Origin of the sequence: Streptosporangium sp. NPDC000509 (genome assembly GCF_042898365.1) — a bacterium.
In the GTDB taxonomy this organism is placed as follows: domain Bacteria; phylum Actinomycetota; class Actinomycetes; order Streptosporangiales; family Streptosporangiaceae; genus Streptosporangium.
Genome location: NZ_JBIAYX010000005.1, coordinates 47782 through 69388 on the forward strand (window position 1 = coordinate 47782; position 21607 = coordinate 69388).

Below are 21607 nucleotides of genomic sequence, written 5' to 3' on the forward strand. Positions count from 1 at the left end.
TCGCTCGAATCAGATCTCGTCGATCATCCGAGGACGATGGCGATACCGGGGAACGCGGCGGTCGCGTTGCTCCACGGCGAGTAGTACATCCGCCAGGCGCAGACGCGGCCGCTGGTCACGTAACCGGTGCAGGCCACCGCGGTGCTGCCGTCGATCGCGGTGTTGACGCCCGCCGCGTACACCTGGGAGGTGTTGGCCGAATTGATGACCTGCACCGAGCCGCCGCTGTCGCCCTGGCCGACCGCGTTGGTGCGCGCCGACTGCTCGGCCCGCACCGTGCCCGTGATCAGGTAGCCCACATTGATCGTGACACCGACCTGCTGCACCTGGATGCTGCAGTTGGTGCCCGAGTACGCGCCGGAGGTGCACACCCACAGGCCCACGTAGGAACTGGAGGTGCCGATGACCGAGTTGCTGAACTCCGGCGAGGTGGAGCCAGGGTTGTTGTTGAAGACCCGGCCCGCGGAGGAGCCGTTGATCAGCAGCACGTCAAGGCCGTCGTTGTCCGGCGAGATCGAGCCGATCACCTGGCCGGTCGGGTCGGTGGCCGTCTGACCGGCGTTGCCACAGTGGCCCGCGGACAGCATCCTGCTCGTCCCGCCGTAGGTGACGGCGAAGCCCGTCGAGCAGCCGCCGCCGGTACTGGCGTTACGCCAGGCCGCGCCGCCCCACCAGGGCGGGGAGTCGTCCCAGCGGGTGGCCAGCGTCGGCTTGACGCCGGCCTCCACGGTGACCGGCACCGCCGAGTCGGCGACCTTCGAGCGGGTGAGGCCGAAGTCGGCGCCCGATACCGTGAGGCCCGAGCCGTCGACGTTCGGCGCGATCGCCGTGATCACGTCGCCGGACGTGCGGGTCAGGCGGTTCATTTCCCGCTCCAGCTCGCGGGCCGAGTAGGCGGCGGACAGGACGCTGACGGGCACCTCTTGGCGCACCTGGCCCAACAGGTCGCGGATGGGCTTGGGGGTGTTCCCCTTCCAGTAAACGCGCAGCTCATGGTTCTCCGGCGCGGCCACGATGCCGGCGAACCCGGCGCCGCCCTGAGCCTTGACCGCGGCGGTGACGCGGTCGGCGGCCTTGACCAGTTTCTCCTGGGTGGCCAGCAGGTCCTTCCAGGAGGCGAAACCGCCCGGGATCGCGCCGGCCGGCTCGATGGGCCGGGTGGTGGTGTCCTTGACGGGGGCGGGGGCGGGGGCGGGGGCTGCGACGGCCTGCCCGGCGCTCATCCCGACAAGGACGAGGGTGGTGCCAAGCGCCACTGCCAGACGACGGAAGGACCGTGGGGATCTTGCGGCAGTTGGGGGGATTTCCACCGGAATACTCCTCTGTGGGACGCTTGATCGGATGCATCCGGTATTCCATGTATTAAGTGGTTAATCAATGACTTGACTCTAGTTATTGTGGCTGGTAAAGCATCGGCTGCATGCCGGTTTTCCGGCTTTGTGCCCACAGGGAAGTGATAGCGCTAACTGCGACTTGACCTGCGGATATACATTTACAGGCCGTCATAATTCCAGCCAATAGCACATGTCATTAGTTGTCCGCTTTTGGACATGACGGAAAAGCGACGATCATCGGTTGAGGGCGCCCTTGGGTGGCCCGGCGCATAAGAAAGCCGTTACCGGCGGGTAGGCCTGGCGCACCGGCCTCGATGTTTCGTGAGGGTGTTTTGGGTCGCGTACTGCGTGCTTTTCAGCCTGCTTCATGGATCCGCGGGACGTGAATTTCTTGATCGGCCGACCTGCTCTTTTGGGAGGCAGCGTGACTTCCGCGGTATCCGCCGGCTCTTCGGCTGCGCATTGAACGATTTTCGTCCCCCTGTGACGGTCTGCTGATCACGGAGTGACCGTAGACTCGGTGTTCGCCTGAAGAATGTGGAAAGCTCCTGGTAGGCGGATTGATCATCACAATCAGGCCGTCGGAACCAGGAGCTTTGAGTGCTTTTCCAGCGCGCCGCCGTGGGTTTGTCGCGTTCGACGCCGAACTACGTGGCTGGGCTGATACGCCGGCGGCGGTGACCAGGACGGCGAGCGGTAAGCCGAGCGTGTCGGTGGCGATGCTGCGTTTGCGGCCGACGATCTCCTTGGCCGCTTCTGTGCCCTGACCGGTGGCAGGGACGTTGGTGGAGGTCTTGACGCTTTGCGCGTCGATCACGCACGCCGATGCTTCGGGGTTGCGTCCTTCGGCCTGGCGTACCTGGCGGCGTAGCAACCCGTTCGGCTCGGTGAACACCCCCTCGTCGCGTCAGGCGGCGCAGCACCTCCTGCACCGTGGCCCACGGCGGGTGGTCGCGCGGCAGGTAGCGCCAGGGGACGCCGGTGCGGTCCACGTACATGATCGCGTTCATGACGGTACGTAGATCGTGCTCGGCGGGCCGCCCAAAGCCCGGGGTGCCGGCCTGGCGGCGGGCGCGCCAGGCGGTCAGGACGGGTTCGATCAGCTGTCGGCGGGCATCGGACAGATCGCTGGGATAAGGGGGAGGCCCAGCCACGGCAGTGGTCTATCGCCGACCAGATCGTCGAGCCTGGAAACTCGCAGGTCACGACAGCGAACTACAGCGCCACCGTCGGCCACAAAAAACCCACAACAGATCATCTTTGAGCCAGACAGGAGAAAAGCCGTAAATCACTGTCGCATCCACAACAGATCACTATGGGTACCGACTTCTCCAGACGTTTCACTCCCTGTACTTTCCGCTGCTTGCAGAAACAAGCACAAAACACCCTACTTATCGGCCAAACGCTCTCGGAGAGGTCAGCCGAAGGCGGCGTGCGGTGCGTTGGTGCCCTGGGGTACGCGGAATGGGCCGGACGCGCCGGGGCGGATGTCGAAGTCGAAGATCGCGGTTGGCAGGTAGACGGTGGCGCAGGAGTTGGGAATGTCCACCACCCCCGACAGCCGGCCCTCGATCGGCGCGGCGCCGAGCAACAGGTATGCCTGTTCGGGGCTGTAGCCGAACGCCGTCAGGTAGTCGATCGCGTGCAGGCAGGCCCGCTGGTAGGCCAGCTGCGAGTCGAGATAGCGCTGCTCGCCGTCCAGGGTGACGGACACCCCGGAGAAGGCGAGCCACTCGCTGTACTGGGGGGCGGTGCGGCCCGGCATGAAGATGGCGTTCTCGTCGACACGGTACGTCCGCATGCCCTCCTTGATGACGTCGACCCGCAGATCGATGAAGCCGCCCATCTCGATGGCACCGCAAAAGGTGATCTCGCCGTCGCCCTGCGAGAAGTGCAGGTCGCCGACCGAGAGGTTCGCACCGGATACGTACACCGGATAGAACACGCGGGATCCCCGGGTGAGGTTTTTGATGTCCTGGTTGCCGCCGTTTTCTCGCGGTGGCGCGGTGCGGGCCGCCTCGGCTGCGATTCTGTCGAATTCGGAGGAGGAGACAGAGCCGAGGACGGCGTCCCGAGGCTCGGGAGGCAGGGCCAGCGGCGGCACTCTCTCCGGGTCTGTGGCCCTCAGCGCCGACTCTCGTGCGTTCCACTTCGACAGCAGCGCCGCTGACGGCGCGGTGCCCATGAGTCCGGGGTGGGTGATGCCGGTGAACGACACCGCCGGGACATGGCGTGATGTGGCGACCTGACCGGAGAAGTCCCAGATCGCCTTGTAAGCGTCGGGGAACTGCTCGGTGAGGAACCCACCGCCGTTCTTGGTGGGGAAGATCCCGGTGTAACCCCATCCTTGACCGGCCAGCGGGCCGCTGTCCTCCTGGAAGATGGGCCCCAGGTCGAGGATGTCCACGACCAGCAGGTCACCCGGCTCGGCCCCCTCGACCGCGAACGGGCCGCTGAGCGCATGCACCTTCGTCAACGGGGCATCGCGGATGTCCTCGGCGGAGTCGTCGTTGTGGATCGCACCGTCGAACCACTCCCGACAGTGGACCCGGAAGCTGTCGCCAGGCTTTACCCATGCCACAGGCGGGATCTCGGGGTGCCAGCGGTTGTGACCGATCTTGGCCTGATCGGTGAACCTTCTGGATGAGTCGAGCGGGAAAATCAGCTCCGGCACGGTTCGGATTCCTTTCGGCGCTGTGAGACAGAGACGGTCACGGCCGCGGCAGGCGGCTGGTAGCGGGATGGGCGGTCACCGCGCGTCCGGTGCGGCGCCGCGGCAGGGACGTGACGACTTCGGGCTCGTGGGCGCTGCGCTCCGCGTGCTGCAACAGGGTGGACACGGCGTCCGGGGAGCGCGCCAGCATCGGCGCCGAGAACATCCGAGCCGAGACCGCGCCGCAGTCTGGGCACCGCACCGCGGCGGATGCGGTTCCGATCGGAAAAGCGACCTCGATTTCGGAGCAGTGAGGGCACCGATAGGCATATACCGTCATAACGTGCGCCCTTCGAGCGACTTCGAACCTGTCCTCTTCGGTCGTGCATCCCGCCCTGTCGCCGTCACCTGGGAAAACAGTCTCAGAGTCGGATGTATCCGCAACTTAACGCGTGAATGGAACGCAATCCATCTCGCTTCCGTCAACTTGCCCGCACAGTAAGGTAGATATCTTGGTTTCCGGGCAAAAGTGCGAGGATATGTTCCCTTGCGATAAACGCATAAATATATTTCTGTTTGCCGACCGCCCCTCCTGGAGCGGGTGCCTCGCCGGCTACCTGCGAGATTCCCCGGGTAGTCCGGCACCGGCGTTGACCCCGGCCGCCCGACATCCGTCGTGCCGACCTTGAGTCAAGCGACAGTCGGCCCGATGTGCTCCAAGCCGCGCGCCGAACCGCCCGATCGGCTCTCGCCACACGGAGAGAAGTCCCTGGTCCCGCCGGAACGACGGGACCAGGGACTTCTTCAAGAGTCCGAGCCGTCTATTTCTTTGTCCGCTCAGCCGATCCACCGCTTTCCCGTTCGACCCCGAAGGTACGCGGTGGATCGCAGCTGGTTCGCGGCCCCGTTGCAAACCAGACTGTCTCTCCGATGCCGGCCCGGGTCCTGCGGGAGATCCGAGCCGGCACGACGGTGGCCGGTCCGGGTCCCGCGGCGGAACCGGACCGGCACGAGGGCGCCGGTCCGAGTCCTGCGGGAGATCCGAGCCGACGCCGTGGTGCTGTGAAGGATTCTGCGGTGACCCGGTATAGCGGCGGTATAACAGCCGTGCATCGCGCGTCCCCGTCGTGGACCCGCAGGTCGGAGCCATTCTCGCCGGACTGTTTCCGGCTCCGGGTTCCGGCTTCGAGGTCCCGGCCGGAAAACGGGACCAGGGCGCTGTCGGGAAAGCCGGATTTGTCGGGAAAAACGGGTGTGGGGAGGTCGCGCCAAGGTTCCGCTCCCCAGAAAACCCTCGCTGAGCAGGTGATATACCGCCGATATACACATGCTCCGTACTCTGGCGCAGCGTTTCGCTGGCGGGGCCTGGCGGCGCGTCGAGCAAGGAGACACTCATCATGTTGCGTAAGCGCTGGGCGACGCTCGCGATGCTGACCGTATTGACCACGTCGCTGTCCACCGCGGTTGTCGGTTTGTCCGCTCACAGCGCGGTCGCCGAGATTCCTCCCCTCGATTATCCCGACCCGTACGACTGGTTCAGGCCCATCATCGCCGAGAACCGGTCCGGTCCGGTCTTCGACGACTGCTACCTCTACGGCATCTGTCCCTGATCCGAACCAGTGAAGAGCCTGCCGTCCTCCGGGGAAGGGCGTCGGCTGCGCGGTTTCGCCGCGTTCGCCGACGTCGAGGACGCGCACTCTCCGCTCCAGGGTGCGGAAACGGCCCAGGGCACGGGAAAGACCCAGGGGATGGAGACGGTCCGGAGTACGGGAAAAGCCCGAGGCGCGGGAACGCCGGGATCAGCCGGTCAGCTCCCGCGAGAAGGGGGCCCCGATCTCCGCGTACAACTCCGTGGCGAGGCGTTCCTGGGTTTCCGCGGTGGGTGTGTCGCCGTTGTCACGCGAGATCGCGGAGAGTACGACCCAGGTCTGGGCCTCGCCCATCCGGTGCCCGGTCGCCCGGTGGTTGTCCAGGGCGCGACGGCCGTACTTCTCGGCTTCCGTCAGGAGCCCCCGCCGGTGACAGGCGTAGGCGAGCACGGTGAGCGCCCGTCCTTCGACGACGCGGAAATGGGGTTCGCCGACGAGTTCCAGCGCCTGCTCGGCGAGGTCGGCGGCGGCGGTGTGGTCGCCCGCGCGGTGGTGGGTGATGCCCAGCGCGAGGAGCGCCTCGCCCACGAGGTGGCGGGCGTTGATCTCCCTGGCGATGCCCAGCGCGGTCCGGTGGAGACGCAGGGCCTCCTCGGGGTTCCCGGAGTGGTCACGGATGGAGGCGAGCGTGTTCATCGCCTGGACCTCGGTGAATCGGTCGCCGATGTCCACCGCTATCCCCAGCGCGGCCTCGGCGGTGTCGTGGGCCTGCTCCAGCCGGCCGGAGTCGCGGCGTACCAGGGCGAGCCACGCCAGCGTGTCGGCCTCCAGATATCGGTCACCGAGCTCCCGGTGACGGACCAGGGCGGCGGTGAGGTGGTCGGCGGAGGCGGCGAGGTGGCCGAGCTGGCGGTGGAGTTCGCCGATGGTGGTCATCGCGACCGCTTCGGCTCTCGGTGCCGAGGTCTCGCGGATCAGCGTCAACGCCTGGACGGCGTGGTCGAGCCCTTCGCGGAGCCGGCCGGACTCTCTGCAGGCGTTCGCGAGGTTGTTCAGGATCTTGGCGCGTATCTGCTCGGAGCCGAGACGGCCATGGAGTTCGAGCGCCCTGGACAGGGGGCGGGTGGCCTCGTCGGGGAGCCCGACGAACATGAACGTGGTGCTCAGATTGCTCAGGGCGCTCGCCTCGCCCTGCGTCCATCCCGTCTCGTGGCTGAGGGCGATCGCCCTGTTCAGGTAGGTGATCGAACGGTTGTAGCGGGCGAGGCAGTGGTAGGCGTGGGCGAGGTTCAGGAACGCGGACGCCATCGCCCGCCGGTCCCGTTCCGCGTGGGCCGCGGCGAGTGCGGCGCGACCGGTGGCGAGCCAGTCGACCATGCGTCTGGAGAAGTTGTGATAGCCGCGGAGCCGGTCGGCCAGGAGCCAGGCCATGGGTCTGGGACCGTACCGGACCGCGTGACCGATCGCCGCGACCACGTTGTGGTGTTCGGCGCTCAACCACGCCATGGCGGCGGCGGGGTTGTCGATGACCGGCGTTCGCGCGGCGGCGGTGGTGTCGACGGTCGCCGTTCGTGGGGCGGCCGGGTCGTCGATGGCCGCCTGTGCCGCGGCCGGGTCGTCGACGGTCACGGTTCGCGTGGTGGCGGGGGTGCCGGTGGTCGCGGTCCGTGCCACGATCTCGTCGGGCGCGGGCAGCTGGAGCATGTCCGGGTAGAGCACCTTCGCGGCGTCGCCGGCCATTGACAGGTACCACTCGAACAGCCTGCCCGTCGCCTTCGCCCGTTCCTCCGCGCCGTCCTCGGCGGACGAGAGGTCGTCGGCGTACCGGCGGAGCAGGTCGTGCACGGTGAAGCGGTCGGGGCCGTGCTGGTCGACCAGGTGGACGCCGGTGAGCCGCTCCAGTGCCGCCGCCGCCTCCTGCTCGGAGACGTCCGCGAGGGCCGCCGCCGCGGCCGGGGTGAAGTCGGGGACCGCGACCGGACCGAGCCGCCGGAAGATCCGCCGTACGTGCTCGGGCAGGAGCCGGTACGACAGGTCGAAGGTGGCGCGGACGGCGGTCTCCTCGTCGCCCTCGATCGTGAGCGCGTTCACCGGGCTGCCGGTGCTCAGCTCGGTGACGTAGTCCCCGATCGGGAAGTTCGGGCGGTCCAGCAGGCGCGCCGCCGCTATGCGCAGCGCGAGGGGCAGGTGGGCGCACACCTCTCCCAGCCTGGCGACGGCCTCGGGCTCGGCCCGTACGCGGTCCGCGCCGAGAAGGTGGCCGAACAGGGCTTCGGTCTCGGCGGGGGCGAGCGTGTCGAGGGTGATGCGCTGGGCGCCCTCGCGGACGACCAGCCCGGTGAGCCGGTCACGGCTGGTGACGAGCACCGCGCAGCCGGCGTTGCCCGGCACCAGGGGCCGGACCTGTTCCGCCGAGCTCGCGTTGTCCAGCAGGATGAGGATCCGCCGTCCCGCCATGAGCGAGCGGTAGCGCGCGGCGGCCTCCGTCGCCTCGACGGGCACCTGTCCCGGCGAGACGCCCAGCGCCCGGAGGAAACCGGCGAGCGCGTCCGCGGGGTGTACCGGCGCTCCGGGCGAATACCCCCGCAGGTTGAGGTAGAGCTGCCCGTCGGGGAACCTGTCGGCCACCCGGTGTGCCCACCGCACCGCGAGTGCGGTCTTGCCGACGCCTCCCATCCCGGTGATGGCGGAGATGGTGATCGGGTCGGCGGCTCCGCCGGGCAGCATCCTGTCCAGAGCCTCGAACGCGTCCTGACGCCCGATGAAGCCGGGAATGTTCGTGGGCAGTTCTCTGGGCACCGGCGGTGTCGTACGGGCGGCGTCCGACGCCGTGACCGTCGTCGCGGGCGCGGCGCGCTCGGGTGCGGGGGGTCGGTCGTCGCCGCGGAGGATGTCCTGGTGCAGCCGCTGGAGCGTGGGGCCCGGCTCCACCCCGAGCTGCTCGTGGAGCAGGGCGCGCGTCTGCTGGAAGACCTCCAGTGCCTCGGCCTGGCGACCGCTGCGGTTCAGCGCGACCATGAGGTGGGCGCGCAACCCTTCGTGGTACGGGTGCGCGAGCGCGAGCCGGGTCAGTTCGCCGATCAGTTCGCCGTGCCTGCCCAGGGTGAGCTCCGCCTCCGCCCACCGTTCGTGGGTGACGAGCCGGAGTTGTTCCAGCTGCGCCGCCTCCTCGGCGATCGGCTCGCAGTCGCCGAACTCGGCGAACGCCGGACCTCGCCACAGGTCGATGGCGTCGCGCAGGATGCGGCCGGCCCGCGCGGGGTCGCCGTCGAGCGTCCGGCTCCCCTCCGCGGCGAGTTCACGGAAGCGGGTGGAGTCCAGTCCGTCGCCGGTGACGATCGTGTATCCGCCCGGCTGCCGGACGATGCGGTCGTTGCCGAGCACGCTCCGCAGCCGGTGCACGTACAGCTGGATGTTGCGCCGCGCGGAGGCCGGAGGGCTGTCGTTCCAGACGGTGGTGACGAGCTGGTCGACCGAGACCGTCCGCCCGGCTCCGCGGGCGAGGAGGACGGCGAGCACGAGCCGGGGCTTGTACGCGGCACCGACGAAGACCTCCTGACCGTCGCGGATCACCTGAAGCGGTCCCAGCACCTGGAACTCCATCAACGGCCACCCCGCTTCCTGGCTTCACCTGGTGGTCGGTCTTCAGGTTCGACGGCCCCGATCGTCTCTCGGAGGGCGTCGGTGTCCATGAGGCGTGATCATGGCATTTACCACCATCCGTGTACAGCTCATCCTGATGTGCGAAACAGCACCTCGCGCACCTCGGCCCTGCGGTCGTGGTGCGAACCCGGCGGAAAACCGTGCCGTGGTGACCGGGAATCACCGCCGTGAGGGGGATCGGGTATCGCGGATTACGGCGAGGAGCACCTGGAAAATCCCATAATCTATGGCTTATGTCTGAACGGGGTGAAGGACAGTCAGGGGTCGCGTCCAGTGTCGGGCGTCTCGCCGCCATCGCGGCGGCGGCGGGTCTGCTGGTCGCGGGGATCGCACTACCGGCGGTGGGAGGCGCGGGCCTCGGCATCGTCTCGGCGACCAACGAGCTGAACCTCAGGCCCGAGGATCTCAAAGAACCTCCGCCGGCGGAGGTCTCGATCGTGCAGGACGCCAAGGGCAACGAGATCGCGCGGTTCTACGAGGAGTATCGCGAGGTCGTCAAGCTCGACCAGGTCGCCGAGATCATGAAGACCGCGATCATCTCGATCGAGGACTACCGCTTCTACCAGCACGGGGCGATCGACCTTGAGGGCACGATCCGCGCGTTCGCCAAGAACCTGCACGCGGGCGGGGTGAGCCAGGGCGGCTCCAGCATCACCCAGCAGTACGTCAAGCAGGTCCTGCTCAACTCCGCGGCCACCGACGAGGAGAAGAACAAGGCGCTGGAGGCCAGCTACGCGCGCAAGCTCAACGAGCTGCGCTACGCGATGGCGGTGGAGGAGAAGTACTCCAAGGACGAGATCCTGGAGAAGTATCTGAACATCGCCTACTTCGGCGCGAGCGCCTACGGCGTGGAGGCGGCGGCGAAGCGGTTCTTCGGCGTCAAGGCCGAGAAGCTCACCCTGCCGCAGGCGGCGACGCTGGCCGGCGCCGTGCAGGATCCCAACGCCACCGACCCCAACCGGGGCAAGCAGTATCGCGAGCGGTTGCTGCACCGGCGCAACGTCGTGCTCGACCGGATGGCCGAGCTGGGCAAGATCACCCCGGAAGAGGCGCAGAAGGCGAAGAAGGCGAAGCTCGGCTACAAGGGGACGAAGCTTCCGGGCGGCTGCGAGTCCAGCGACTACCCGTACTTCTGCATCTACGCGCGCAACGAGGTCCTGAACAATCCCGACTTCGGCAAGACGGCCAAGGCCAGGGGACAGTTCCTCAACCGCGGCGGCCTGACGATCAGGACCACGCTCGACCCGTCCATGCAGGCGGCGGCGGACAAGGCGATCAGGAAGTTGGTCTTCCCCTCCGACAACCCGGTGGCGGCCGAGGCGCTGGTCCAGCCGGGCACCGGGGCGATCAAGGCCATGGCGGCCAGCAGGAAGTACGGCCGGAGCAAGGCCAAGAACGAGATGTCCTACAACCTCGTCGCGGACGCCGCGCACGGTGGCGGCGTCGGCTTCCAGGCGGGCTCGACCTTCAAGACGTTCACGCTGCTCACCGCGCTGAAGCAGGGCATGAAGGTGAACGACGGCTTCAGCGCGGGTGCCGGTTTCCGCGCCTCCGGCTACTCGGCGTTCAAGAACTGCAAGGGCGAGAACATCGGCGACCCGAGCCACACCGTCACCAACGACGAGGGCGCCCCCGGCTGGAAGACCCTGCAGACCGGCACCTGGGGCTCGGTGAACACGTTCTTCATGGAGTTGGAGCAGCGCGTCGGGCTCTGCGAGACGATCAAGACCGCGAAGTCGCTGGGCATCCACCGCTCCGACGGCCTCAAGCTCCTTGAGTACTCGACGTTCACGCTCGGCACCAACGAGATGGACCCGGTGACCGTGGCCAACGCGTACGCCGCGATCGGCGCGCGCGGCAAGTACTGCGCGCCGATGGCGATCACCCGGATCACCGACAGGAACGGCAAGGTCACCGACTACAAGCCCAAGTGCCGCCAGGCTCTCGACCCCGAGGTCGCCGACGCGGCGGCCCACGTGCTGTCCGGCGTGTTCACCAAGGGGACGATGCGGGGCGTCGGCGGCATCGGCCGCGATGCGGCGGGCAAGACCGGCACCACCGACAGTTACGCCACCGCGTGGTTCGCCGGGTTCACCCCCGACCTGGCCGGCGCGGTCAGCATCGGTGACCCGCGAGGCTCGCAGAAGTACAAGCTGAACGGCGTCACGATCGGTGGCCGCTACTACGGCTCGGTCGTCGGCGCCAGCATCTCGGGCCCGATCTGGAAGGAGACGATGCTGGCGGCGCTGAAGAACGTCGAGCCGACGTCCTTCACCCCGCTCAACACGGAGCGGTTCGGCGGATGTGGCCAGAGCTGCCAGCCCGCGCCGCCCCCGTCGAACAACGACGGCCCCGACAACAACGCCGACGGCCCCGACGGCGGCGGCGATGAGGTGCAGGTTCCCATCGGCCAGGGCGAGTAACGGCCGACGGCAGAGCGGGGGCGGGGCGGCCGTCCCGACCCCGCTCGGAGCGCGTCGATCAGGCGGTGCCAGGCTCCTCGTCCCGGCCCCGCTCGGAGCGTAGTGCCGGGCCCTTCGTCCCGCCCCCGGGAGCGCGTCGATCAGGCGGTGCCGGGCCCTTCACGGCGCCACAGACGCAGTTGCAGGTCGAGCACCACCCTGTCGTCGGGGTCGTCGAGGCGGTAGCCGCCCACCTGCTCCAGCCGTGCCACGCGATAGCGAACGGTGTTGGGATGCACGAGCAGTGAACGCGCCGTGGCGCCCACGTCGCCGAGCGCGCCGAGGTAGGCGGCGACGGTGTCGATGAGACTGCTGCCGTGGCTCCGGTCGTATTTGACCAGGCGAAGGAACCGGTCGTCGGCCAGCAGATCCGTCTCCCCCAGTGTCGTGAGCGCCTCCGACAGCAACACCGCCGTGCGCTGGCCGTCGAGACTGATCACCGGCCGGTCGGGTGTGTGGGCGACGGTCTCGCACACGCGGTCGGCCTCCGCGCGGGCCGCGGCCACGGTCGGCACCGACAGGGACGAGGCGATCGCCGCACGGAAGGTGGCTCCCCGGTGCCGCTCGAACGCCACCAGGGTGCGGCGGGCCCACTTCAGGTAGCGGTCCACCTCGACCTGGCCGGGGAGGACGGCGTACAGGCGGAGTCCGACCGGGGCGACCATCGACTCGTCACGGACGGAGTGGGCGTGCACCGTCAGCATCGTCACCGCCTCGGTGGAGGACAGCCACTGGCGCGCGTCGGCGTCACCGACCGCCTCGAAGGCGACCACGGCGAACTCCCGGGGAGCGTCGAGGCTCAACTGCCGCACGAACCCGGTCTCGTCGCGTTGGGAGCCGGGGGCGAGCATGCGCTGGACGAACTCGGTGCCCATGGTGTGGATGAGACGGCTCTGGCCGACGAGTCGCGCGGCGAAGATCGAGGCCGCGACGAGGTGCTCCTCGGTCTGTTGGGAGAAGGGCCGGTTCGTCTCCTGCATCCAGATGGTGCCGAGGTACTCGCCGGACCGCGGATCGTGCATGCCGACCCCGAGCCTGCGCCGGAACCCGTCCTTCTCGTTCAGCGTCACCGTGGCACGAGGACGCCGTAGCCGGTCGTAGACCCGCATGGCCTGCAGTTCCGCCATGTGTTCCGCCGGGGGTTCGCGCCCGAGGATGGTGAGACGCCGGATGTCGTCGGCCTGGTCGCTGTAGGGGGAGAAGGCGAGCACCCGTCCCTGCACGTCCTCGATGGAGATCAGCGTGCCGGTCATCATGCCGAGCGCCTTGGCCAGTCCGAAGAGGTCGTTGTGCTCGCCGAGCGCGGGACCGGTCCTCCGCGCCAGTCGCTCGTATCCATCGGATTCCCGGACGAAGCGTTCGACCATGGTGACCAGGCGCCACCACGGCGTCCGGTCGATGATCCCGATGATCGGGACCGGGAGTTCGCGCAGCGACCGCGGGTCGGCGTCCTTGAGCTTCACGACGAGCGCGGCGGGCCGGTGGCGGGCGAGATCGACGGCGGCCTCGACCGCGTCACGGCCGCGGACGCCGAGGAGCAGGACGACGGCGCCGTCCATTTCGTGGTCATCGGGCGGGGTCGTGCCGTCGGACACGTCGAGGGTGACGCAGCCGCCGATGGGAACGTCCAGGCCGCCGGGGGCGTGGACCACCGACACGAAGGGGTCGCGTACGACGTCGATGAGTTCGGCCAGGGTGGATGACCAGCGCGGATACACAGATTTCACAGGACCCCGCACTCTGTGACATGGGCGTGATCTACTTGTCCAACTATCTATCAAACAGGACAAAAATATATACATCCCCACAAAGCTTGTGAACAGTTCGTCGTTTTAAGGTGACAGCACCCCCAACGGTCGACCAACCGAAACTCCCAGAAACCAGGAGGACCAACATGGCGTTGGTTCGCATCCGACGCGCCCTCGGCGTTGTCGCCGTAGGCGTGCTCGGCACCACCGTCCTCTCGGCGTGCGGCGGTTCCTCGACGGAATCCGTGTCCGCCTCCGCTCCTACCTCCGGTACCTCCGAGTCGCAGGTCTACGTCATCCCTCAGCAGGTCGGTGTCCCGCCGTACAGCTTCCTCGACGACGGCGGCAAACTCGTCGGACTCCTGCCCGACCTGTCCACCGCGCTCGGCGAGGAGATGGGGGTGACCGTCAAGAACGAGCAGGCGTCGTTCGAGAACTCGCTCCTGGGCCTGCAGCGCGGCGCCTACGCCTGGGTGCCGGGCGCCGACGTCACGGCGGAACGGCTGAAGAAGTTCGACTTCGCCACCACCCTCGTCGAGAGCTACGGCTTCCGCGTCAAGGCCGACGGCATCACCATCGGCGACTCACTCGACGACCTGTGCGGCGTCTCCGTCGCGGTGACCGCGGGTTCGAGCCCGGTGTCGACACTTAAGGATCAGTCCAAGAAGTGCGAGGCCGCCGGGAAGAAGCCCGTCGACGTGCAGACCTTCGCCGACCAGGCGACCGCCGACCTCGCCGTCAAGAGCGGCAGGACCGACGCCTCCACGGCCACCTCCAGCGGCCTGGGCTACCAGACTCGCACCGAGCCCGGCGTGTGGAAGATCACCGGACCGATCTATCAGGCGATCGACATCGGGTTCGCCTCGATGAAGGGCGACGGCATGGCGGCCAAGCTGCAACAGGCCACCGAAGCGCTGATCAAGAACGGTACCTACGCCAAGATCCTCGCCAAGTACGGTACCGAGAACATGTCGATCAAGGCTTCCGTGATCAACCCAGAGCCGCACGCATGAGTGAGGTCAGCACGGCCGGGTCCCCCTCGGAACAGGCGGGAAAGGACGGGACGCCGGAGGACTGGCGCCGGCGGATGGAATCGATCTCACGGCTTCCCCACGGACGTCCGCTCCACCTCGGTCGGCTGACCTTCGCGGTACTGATGGTGGCCGCCGTCGTCGGCCTCGCGATCAGCGTCGCCCGCAACCCCGCCTTCGAGTGGGGCACGGTGGCCGACTACTTCTTCTCCGAGCAGGTCATGAACGGCCTGGTCAACACCATCACGCTGACCGCCCTGTCGATGGGGCTCGCCCTCGTGGTGTCGGTGGTCATCGCGAACATGCGGCTCTCGGCGAACCCCGTCCTGCGCGCCGTCAGCGGGACGTACGTCTGGTTCTTCCGATCCATCCCGCTGCTGGTCCTGCTCATCCTGTGGTTCAACGTCTCGTTGATCTATCCGACGTTCAGCCTCCCCAACCCCTTCGGCGGCGACCTGTTCGCGCTGGACACACGCAACCTCATGACCGCCTACTGGTCGGCCGTGCTGGCCTTCGGCCTTCAGCAGGCCGCCTACACCTCGGAGATCATCCGATCGTCACTGCTCGCGGTTCCCCAGGGGCAGCGCGAGGCGGCGCTCGCCCTGGGCATGACGCCGCTGGACACGTTCCGTCGCATCGTCTTCCCCCAGGCGATGAAGATCGCGGTGCCGCCGGTGAGCAACGACCTCATCAACCTGCTGAAGGCCACCTCCCTCGTCGCCTTCATCTCGGTCTCGGACCTGCTCTACAGCGTCCAGCAGATCTACAACCGTACGTTCGAGGTCGTCCCGCTGCTCATGGTGGCGACCATCTGGTACATGATCCTCGTCAGCCTGCTGTCGGTCGCCCAGTACCACCTGGAGCGCACGCTCGGCCGCAGCACCGCCACGACGCGCCGCACCGGGTGAACCGGGATGAGTGAGAGCCAGGTCATGACGACACCGCTGATCAGCGCACTGAACGTCCGCAAGTCCTTCGGCCGGCACACGGTCCTGCACGACGTGTCGCTGGACGTCCACCAGGGGGAGACGGTCTGCCTGCTCGGACGCTCCGGCAGCGGCAAGAGCACCTTTCTGCGCTGTCTCAACCTGCTCGAACGCACCGACTCGGGGGTGATCATGCTCGACGGTGAGCTGCTCGGCTACGAGGAACGCGGCGGCAAGATCCACCGGCTGTCGGCGCGACGGGAGGCGAGGCAGCGCCGACGCCTCGGCATGGTGTTCCAGCAGTTCAACCTGTTCTCGCACAAGACCGTGTTGGAGAACGTCATCGAAGCGCCCACCCGGGTGCTACGACGCCCGGGGGCGGACGCGCGCCGCCAGGCGCGCGAACTGCTCGCCAGGGTCGGCCTGGCCGAGAAGGCGGACGCCTATCCGGCCCAGCTCTCCGGCGGCCAGCAGCAACGCGTCGCGATCGCCCGTGCCCTCGCGATGAAGCCGCAGGTGCTGCTCTTCGACGAGCCGACCTCGGCGCTCGATCCAGAGATGGTCAACGAGGTGCTGCAGGTCATCCGCGAACTCGTGCTCGACGGGATGACCACCATCATCGTCACCCACGAGATCGGGTTCGCCCGCGAGGTCTGCGACCGGTTCGTGTTCATGGAGGACGGCCGCATCGTCGAGGAAGGCCCGTCCAGCCGGCTGTCCGGCGAGGCCGAGCATCCGAGCACCCGCGACTTCCTCAGCAAGGTCCTCTAGCCCCGGCGCCCGTGGGCGCCGCACATCGTCGTGCGCAGGCACGAGCTCGACAGCATCATCGTGCCCAGGCACGAGCCCGACAGACATCATCGTGCCCAGGCACGAGCTCGACAGAGAGAGGCAGTCATGCCATCGACGGGCGGAGCCATGCCCTCTGTGGCCGTGATCGGTGGCGGGTTCGCCGGACTCGCGGCGGCCCACCAACTGAAGCGGAACGGGTACTCGTTCACCGTGTTCGAGACCGAGGACGGGCCGGGCGGCACCTGGCGCGTCAATCGTTTCCCCGGTGCCGAGGTCGACACTCCGGCCCCGATGTACTCGTTCTCGTTCGCCCCGTACGACTGGTCACGCTCCTACCCCGGCCAGGCGGAACTGCAGTCCTACCTTGAGCACGTGGCCGACCGGTTCGGGCTCAGGGCCCACTTCCGGTTCGGCACCACCGTCCGGCGGCTGGTCTGGGAGGAGGACGGTCAGAGGTGGGCCGTGCACCTCGACACCGGTGAGGTGCTGCGTTTCACGGCCGTGGTGACCGCCGTCGGACTCCTGAACGTCCCGAACGAGCCCGCCTGGCCGGGCCGCGAGCTGTTCACCGGCGACATCTTCCACACGGCGCGGTGGCGCTCCGACGTGACGCTCGACGGACGCCGGGTGGGAGTAGTCGGCACCGGTTCGACGTCCGCCCAGATCGTCGCGGAGCTCGGCGGCCGAGCCAGGCATCTGACGGTGTTCCAGCGTCAGCCCGCATGGGTGGACCCGAAGGTCTCGCTCCCGTTCACCGAGAAGGAACGCGCTCGACGGCGTCACCCGGTGACGCGGCGACTCATCCGGTGGCGGTTGTTCCTGCAGCTGGAACGCAAGTGGCTCGGCGGCAGGATCATCCGGCCCGGCGGGACCGTCGACACCCGGGCGGTCAAGATCTGCCAGGACTACCTCGCAGAGGTCTTCGCCGACCACCCCGACCTCAGGGCGGCTCTGACACCGACCTCGGCCTACCTGGGCAAACGGGCGATCCACAGCTCCACCTTCTATCCGACCCTGCTGCGTGACGACGTCACCCTCGTTCCGCACGCCGTGGAACGAGTGACCGAGACCGGCGTGGTCGACGCCACCGGCCAGGAGCACGAACTCGACGTCGTGATCACCGCGACGGGATTCCGCGCGGCCGAGTTCCTCTGCGGCCTGGAGGTCCACGGGCGCGCGGGCCGTGACCTGAAGGAGAAGTGGGGCGACGACCCCATGGCGTTCCTCGGCATCATGGTGGACGAGATGCCGAACCTCTTCATGATGTACGGCCCCAACACCAACTACTACGCCCCGGTGTTCAACTTCGAGCAGCAGGCGAAGTTCGTGGTGCGCTCCCTGCGGGAGATGCGCCGCCGCGGTGCCAGCGCGGTCGAGGTCAGGCCGGAGGCGGTCAGACGGCTGAACCGCTGGCTGAAGCGTCGCCTGGACGCCAGCTCGTTCGCCCAGGCACCGAACTACTTCCGCTCGGCGAGCGGCCGGGTGGTCACCCAGTGGCCGGACGGCGCCTCGGTCTACTGGCTGCTCACCCGGACCCTGCACGCCCGCTCCGCGCGGTTCTTCCGCGCCCCCAGCGCGTCGGCGTCACCGGACAACCGGCACCTCTCCGTGCCGTGATGGCCTGTCCCGCGGATCCTGGGAGGGCGACGTCCCGGCCGTGAGAAGAACCGAACGGCCTCCGCGGCCCATCGGGCCGTCGCGATACACAGACGCACCCCGGACGACGTTCCCCGCATGCTCGTCGGGGACACCGTCCGAGCCCGCTGACCGGTTCCCCGTCCGGTTACGTCTGAACGCGTTCCGCTGTGCGGCGTTCGTGGACGGGTCAGATCTCTCCGCTGCGGATGCCCGTCAGGAAGTCGTTCCAGGCTGTCGGGGAGAAGGTGAGCATCGGACCGGACGGGTCCTTGCTGTCGCGTACGGCGACGAGGCCCGGCAGGTTCATGGCTACTTCCACGCAGTTGTCGCTGCTTCCGCCGCTGTAGCTGCTTTTACGCCATGCGGCACTGGTCAGGTCAGAGGGGGGCATGGTCACTCCTTATCGCAGCAATGAACGCCGCAGACTCCTCGGGGGACAAGCACGCACCAGCAAGACGCTCGAACGTCAGCTTAAGGTTCTCCACCTGATCTGTCGCCTCTACATAGACGTCTCCGCCTGGGCAGCCGGTGTAGCCCACCTCTGGATCTTCGGCATCGAACCCCAGCAGAGAGAAAGCGCCCTCCAGGCCACAGTGCGCACCGATCTGAAGCGGAAGAATCTGAACGGTGATATTGGGCCAGTCCGTGACCTGGAGGATGTCTCCAAGTTGGCGGGCCATGATGGCGGGCGAGCCGACAGGGCGACGCAGCGCGCATTCGTCCATGAGTACGTGCAGCGAGGGCGCCTTTGAGCTGAGAAGGCTGATTTTGCGTGCCATCCGAGCTGCCACATACCGCTCCAACTCTGTGACGGCCAGTCCGGGACGTGACGTGCGGATAAGTTCACGCGCGTAGTCCTCGTTCTGCAGGAGGCCCGGCACCAGCAGTGGTTCCCAGGTGCGGATGGTTATGGCCTCGGATTCCAGGCCGACGTAGGCGCCGGCGAACACGTCGCTGTAGGCGGTCCACCAGCCACGTTGACCGGCATCCTGGCCGAGTTGGATCAGCCCTGCCTTCGCCGAGGGGTCCACGGCGTACAGATCGCAAAGATCAGCGATGTCCGTGCTGCTGGGCATGGTTCGGGCGTTCTCGATGCGGCTCAGCTTGGCCGTGGACCAGCGGAGCGGAGTGGACACCTCCTCCAGTGTGAGTTCCGCTCTCTCGCGAAGTCTTCGCAGCTCACGGCCGAGGCGGCGGTGCCGGACGGTAGGACTCGCGGAAGCCATGCCGACCAGCATGCCTGATCACTGTCGTCGTGCGCCGAGCAAATTCCTAGAAGGCGCTTGTGGTCATGTAAGTTGCACGCCACACTGCAAGGAGTCAGACAGATACTAAGAGTGATGAAGGCAAGGGTGTCCGACCGGCGCCGCAACCTGCGCTGGTTGATTGCGGCCTGGTTCGTTAACTCACAGTGAGGACCCCATGACACTTGTGGGCCGATTTGTACAAGGGTTCCACCTGTTCGAGAAAGTCGCGACGGTGGGCTCAGTCCTTCTCGTCGGCGGGTGTCTTCGCTGGGCTGACGAACGAGCCGATCTGCGGGACGGTGTAGATCACCCCCTGTTCTCGGAGGTAAGCGACCACCTTCCTGGCCGTGCCCCGGGCGATGCCGAACTCCTGCACCATCTGCACCTCGGAGGGGATCAGATGGCGCGGCGGGTACTGGCCGCTCTCGATCCTCTCAGTGAGGGTCTCCGCGACCTGGATCCATATCGGCCGATCGCGCTCAAACTCGATCATGAAGAGACGATAGACGGACATGCTCATGGCCACTCATGTGAGTACGAGCATGGACGAGTACATATACGGGGAGGGCATGGAGGCTCGGTATCCGTCCCAAGACCGTTAAAGCGGGCCCGCCCGGAGTCGGAACACCATGACGGGTCCTCGATCAGGAAGGGACTCCCGCCCCGTGAGCACCCCTAATGCTGCGGTTCCCGACCGGACCACGGTGCACGACTGCGGTTGTTTCGCCGAGGTGCCGCCGATGCCGATGGGGTGTGCCACCTGCGGGCACGCTCCCTACGCGCACGGTTGTCCAGGTCAGGTCGCCGACCACGAGTACGCCCAGCCGTCCGCCGCGCTGATGGATGTTCGCCTTCGGGTCCGCCGCACCGGAGACCGTTCCCCGTCCTGCTTCGAGTCGCCTGTGCGCGTGGTTCCTGTCGAGGCGGTCACGGTCGTGCCCGCCCAGAGGTCTGGCGAGCGGTCCCAGGTCACGGCGATTACGCCGGTGCCTGCTCAGCTGTCAGATGCGCGAGCCTTGGTTGAGGGGGCGGCGCCGATCCCTGGCGAGCGGTCCCCGGTCGAAGCGGCTCCGCCGATACCGGCTCGGCGTCGCCCTGAGCAAGATCCGGCCGCCCTGCCTTTCTTGCCGGCATCGTCACCGTGTCGTCTTCGCCCGGCGCTCCCGTCCAGGTTCATCCATCTCGGACCGCCCCGGTCCGGCGCCGTACGTCGCCTCGCGGCTCGTTCCCGGAGATCAGCCGCCTGTGCCCCACGCCGGGTAGCGGTCATCCCGTCTCCGTACCGGCCACCCGGCCCATACGGCACACCCCTCCGCGTCTTCGCCCACCGTACGAAGCGGGCCCGTCCACCGCTACCAACGAACAGACGGGCCCTTGACCGGATCGAGGTCCAATCAATGAACGATGGTAAATCCACCACTCCCGAGCCGAGGCGGGAATCGACCATTCCCGGTTGGCGGCTCATCCTCAGCGACGCCGGACGGTTGTGGGCCAGCCGTGAGCAGCCCTTCTCCCCGGCCGCGTTCCACGCCGGAGCCGAGCGCACCGTCGACGCCGACAGTCTGGAGGCCCTGCGGGCCGAGACCGACCGGCAGGAGATCATCGCCCAGGAGGCCGACACCCAGGTCGACCCCGGCACGGAGACCCCGGTCGCGGAGAGCGCCGTCGGGCAGGTGATCTCATGATCCGGCGACGGCCCATCCGCTCTCGCGGACGCCACCGCGACGGCCAGGCCGCCCTGCCTGTGCCCCACCACACCTGGGACCACGAGGCGCGTGCCGAGGCCGCGATGCTGGAGATCACCCGGCCCGGCTGGTCCGTCCTGTACGGCACAGGCAGCCGCCTCTTCCACGCCATCGCCACCTGGCCCACCCCCGAACCGCTGATCATCTGTGACCGTACGGTCGAAGGGCTGAAGGCACAGATGCGCGAGGCCGAGACGACCGTGCTGCATCGCTGGGCACTGACCTCCACCTCGGTCACCATCGGTCACTTCTGACGAACGGGCACGGCGGCCCCGTCCCTTCCCCGGACCGGGGAAGACGGGGGCGCCGTGCCGGTGAAGACGTACCGCGTGCGGTGAAGCGCGGTGCGTGGCGGGGTGGGGCCGTGTCCGGTTCGGGCTACGCGTCGAAGCGGCGGCGGGAGTCCTCGATGTGGCCGAGATATCGGCTGGTCCAGTCGCACATGCCGTCAACCGTCTTGCGTAGCGCCTGGCCCGACTCCATGAGGGTGTACTCGACCCGTGGCGGCACGGTGGGGTGCACCTCCCGCTCGACCAGGCCGTTGCGCTCCAGCATGCGCAGGTTCTGGGTGAGCATCTTGTGGCTGATGCCGTCGATCTCGTTCCGCAACTCGCCGAAGCGCAGGGTGCGGTCCCCCAGGGTCTCGATGATCAGGAGTGCCCACTTGTTGGCGATGTCCGAGAAGATCTCCCGCGCCAGGGAGTCCGCGCGGGTCAGGTCCGCGTCCTGGGCCGAGCCGCTGAACTGCTTGGTCACCATAAGGTTCCCCAGTCACTGAA

The 21607-nt window shown here is 67.7% G+C and carries 17 protein-coding genes and 1 pseudogene; 8 read left to right on the forward strand and 10 right to left on the reverse strand.

The window, feature by feature from the left end:
• Positions 1–23: 23 nt before the first annotated feature.
• From ACFY3D_RS10975 to ACFY3D_RS10990, 4 genes and pseudogenes are all read right to left on the reverse strand, one after another.
• Positions 24–1256 carry a hypothetical protein gene (locus tag ACFY3D_RS10975; protein WP_389977703.1) on the reverse strand — a complete coding sequence of 411 codons (1233 nt, stop codon included), beginning with the start codon at positions 1254–1256 and terminating at the stop codon, positions 24–26.
• Between the two features lie 739 nt (positions 1257–1995).
• Positions 1996–2488: pseudogene (locus ACFY3D_RS10980) on the reverse strand (transposase); the annotation flags it as partial.
• Between the two features lie 263 nt (positions 2489–2751).
• Positions 2752–4008: a formamidase gene (gene fmdA, locus ACFY3D_RS10985; RefSeq protein ID WP_389977706.1), complete on the reverse strand. Its 1257-nt coding sequence runs from the start codon at positions 4006–4008 to the stop codon at positions 2752–2754.
• Positions 4009–4045: 37 nt separating this feature from the next.
• Entirely contained in the window at positions 4046–4327 is a 282-nt protein-coding gene (locus tag ACFY3D_RS10990; RefSeq protein WP_389777681.1) for an FmdB family zinc ribbon protein, read from the reverse strand.
• A 1057-nt stretch (positions 4328–5384) separates the two neighbouring features.
• Here ACFY3D_RS10990 and ACFY3D_RS10995 point away from each other — a divergent pair.
• On the forward strand, positions 5385–5597 hold the full coding sequence (locus ACFY3D_RS10995; RefSeq protein WP_389977709.1) for a hypothetical protein: 213 nt from the start codon (positions 5385–5387) through the stop codon (positions 5595–5597).
• A 189-nt stretch (positions 5598–5786) separates the two neighbouring features.
• Here the strand turns inward: ACFY3D_RS10995 and ACFY3D_RS11000 are convergent, their stop codons facing one another.
• Entirely contained in the window at positions 5787–9179 is a 3393-nt protein-coding gene (locus ACFY3D_RS11000; RefSeq protein WP_389977712.1) for a BTAD domain-containing putative transcriptional regulator, read from the reverse strand.
• A gap of 293 nt (positions 9180–9472) precedes the next feature.
• On the opposite strand from ACFY3D_RS11000, the gene ACFY3D_RS11005 reads away from it, so the two are divergent.
• Positions 9473–11662, forward strand: coding sequence for a transglycosylase domain-containing protein (locus tag ACFY3D_RS11005; protein ID WP_389977715.1), 2190 nt, complete (start codon positions 9473–9475; stop codon positions 11660–11662).
• 140 nt (positions 11663–11802) lie between these two features.
• Here ACFY3D_RS11005 and ACFY3D_RS11010 read toward each other — a convergent pair whose 3' ends face one another.
• Positions 11803–13428 (reverse strand): PucR family transcriptional regulator, encoded by a 1626-nt coding sequence (locus ACFY3D_RS11010; RefSeq protein ID WP_389977718.1) that lies wholly within the window; start codon positions 13426–13428, stop codon positions 11803–11805.
• A 167-nt stretch (positions 13429–13595) separates the two neighbouring features.
• Here ACFY3D_RS11010 and ACFY3D_RS11015 point away from each other — a divergent pair, with 167 nt between their 5' ends.
• From ACFY3D_RS11015 to ACFY3D_RS11030, 4 genes are all read left to right on the forward strand, one after another.
• Positions 13596–14462: a transporter substrate-binding domain-containing protein gene (locus ACFY3D_RS11015; RefSeq protein WP_389977721.1), complete on the forward strand. Its 867-nt coding sequence runs from the start codon at positions 13596–13598 to the stop codon at positions 14460–14462.
• Positions 14459–15388: an amino acid ABC transporter permease gene (locus tag ACFY3D_RS11020; protein ID WP_389977724.1), complete on the forward strand. Its 930-nt coding sequence runs from the start codon at positions 14459–14461 to the stop codon at positions 15386–15388. Before ACFY3D_RS11015 ends, ACFY3D_RS11020 begins: the two co-directional genes overlap by 4 nt.
• A gap of 6 nt (positions 15389–15394) precedes the next feature.
• Positions 15395–16177 carry an amino acid ABC transporter ATP-binding protein gene (locus ACFY3D_RS11025; protein WP_350941593.1) on the forward strand — a complete coding sequence of 261 codons (783 nt, stop codon included), beginning with the start codon at positions 15395–15397 and terminating at the stop codon, positions 16175–16177.
• Between the two features lie 126 nt (positions 16178–16303).
• A complete protein-coding gene (locus ACFY3D_RS11030) occupies positions 16304–17815 on the forward strand; it encodes a flavin-containing monooxygenase (RefSeq protein ID WP_389977728.1) in 1512 nt (503 codons plus the stop codon).
• 208 nt (positions 17816–18023) lie between these two features.
• Here ACFY3D_RS11030 and ACFY3D_RS11035 read toward each other — a convergent pair whose 3' ends face one another.
• The 3 genes from ACFY3D_RS11035 to ACFY3D_RS11045 all read right to left on the reverse strand — a co-directional run bounded on the left by ACFY3D_RS11035 (position 18024) and on the right by ACFY3D_RS11045 (position 19576).
• Entirely contained in the window at positions 18024–18227 is a 204-nt protein-coding gene (locus ACFY3D_RS11035) for a DUF397 domain-containing protein (protein ID WP_389977731.1), read from the reverse strand.
• The gene (locus ACFY3D_RS11040; RefSeq protein ID WP_389977734.1) at positions 18214–19074 is read right to left on the reverse strand and encodes a helix-turn-helix domain-containing protein; all 861 of its coding nucleotides are present in this window, start codon (positions 19072–19074) and stop codon (positions 18214–18216) included. Before ACFY3D_RS11040 ends, ACFY3D_RS11035 begins: the two co-directional genes overlap by 14 nt.
• A 247-nt stretch (positions 19075–19321) precedes the next feature.
• Positions 19322–19576, reverse strand: a complete 255-nt coding sequence (locus ACFY3D_RS11045) for a GntR family transcriptional regulator (protein WP_389977738.1) — start codon at positions 19574–19576, stop codon at positions 19322–19324.
• A gap of 904 nt (positions 19577–20480) precedes the next feature.
• Between ACFY3D_RS11045 and ACFY3D_RS11050 the strand changes: the two genes are divergently transcribed.
• Positions 20481–20768 carry a hypothetical protein gene (locus ACFY3D_RS11050; protein ID WP_389977741.1) on the forward strand — a complete coding sequence of 96 codons (288 nt, stop codon included), beginning with the start codon at positions 20481–20483 and terminating at the stop codon, positions 20766–20768.
• A complete protein-coding gene (locus ACFY3D_RS11055; protein WP_350941587.1) occupies positions 20765–21082 on the forward strand; it encodes a hypothetical protein in 318 nt (105 codons plus the stop codon). The genes ACFY3D_RS11050 and ACFY3D_RS11055 overlap by 4 nt, the downstream gene beginning before the upstream one ends.
• A gap of 124 nt (positions 21083–21206) precedes the next feature.
• Here the strand turns inward: ACFY3D_RS11055 and ACFY3D_RS11060 are convergent, their stop codons facing one another.
• Positions 21207–21587, reverse strand: a complete 381-nt coding sequence (locus ACFY3D_RS11060; RefSeq protein WP_350941585.1) for a helix-turn-helix domain-containing protein — start codon at positions 21585–21587, stop codon at positions 21207–21209.
• Between the last annotated feature and the right edge of the window lie 20 nt (positions 21588–21607).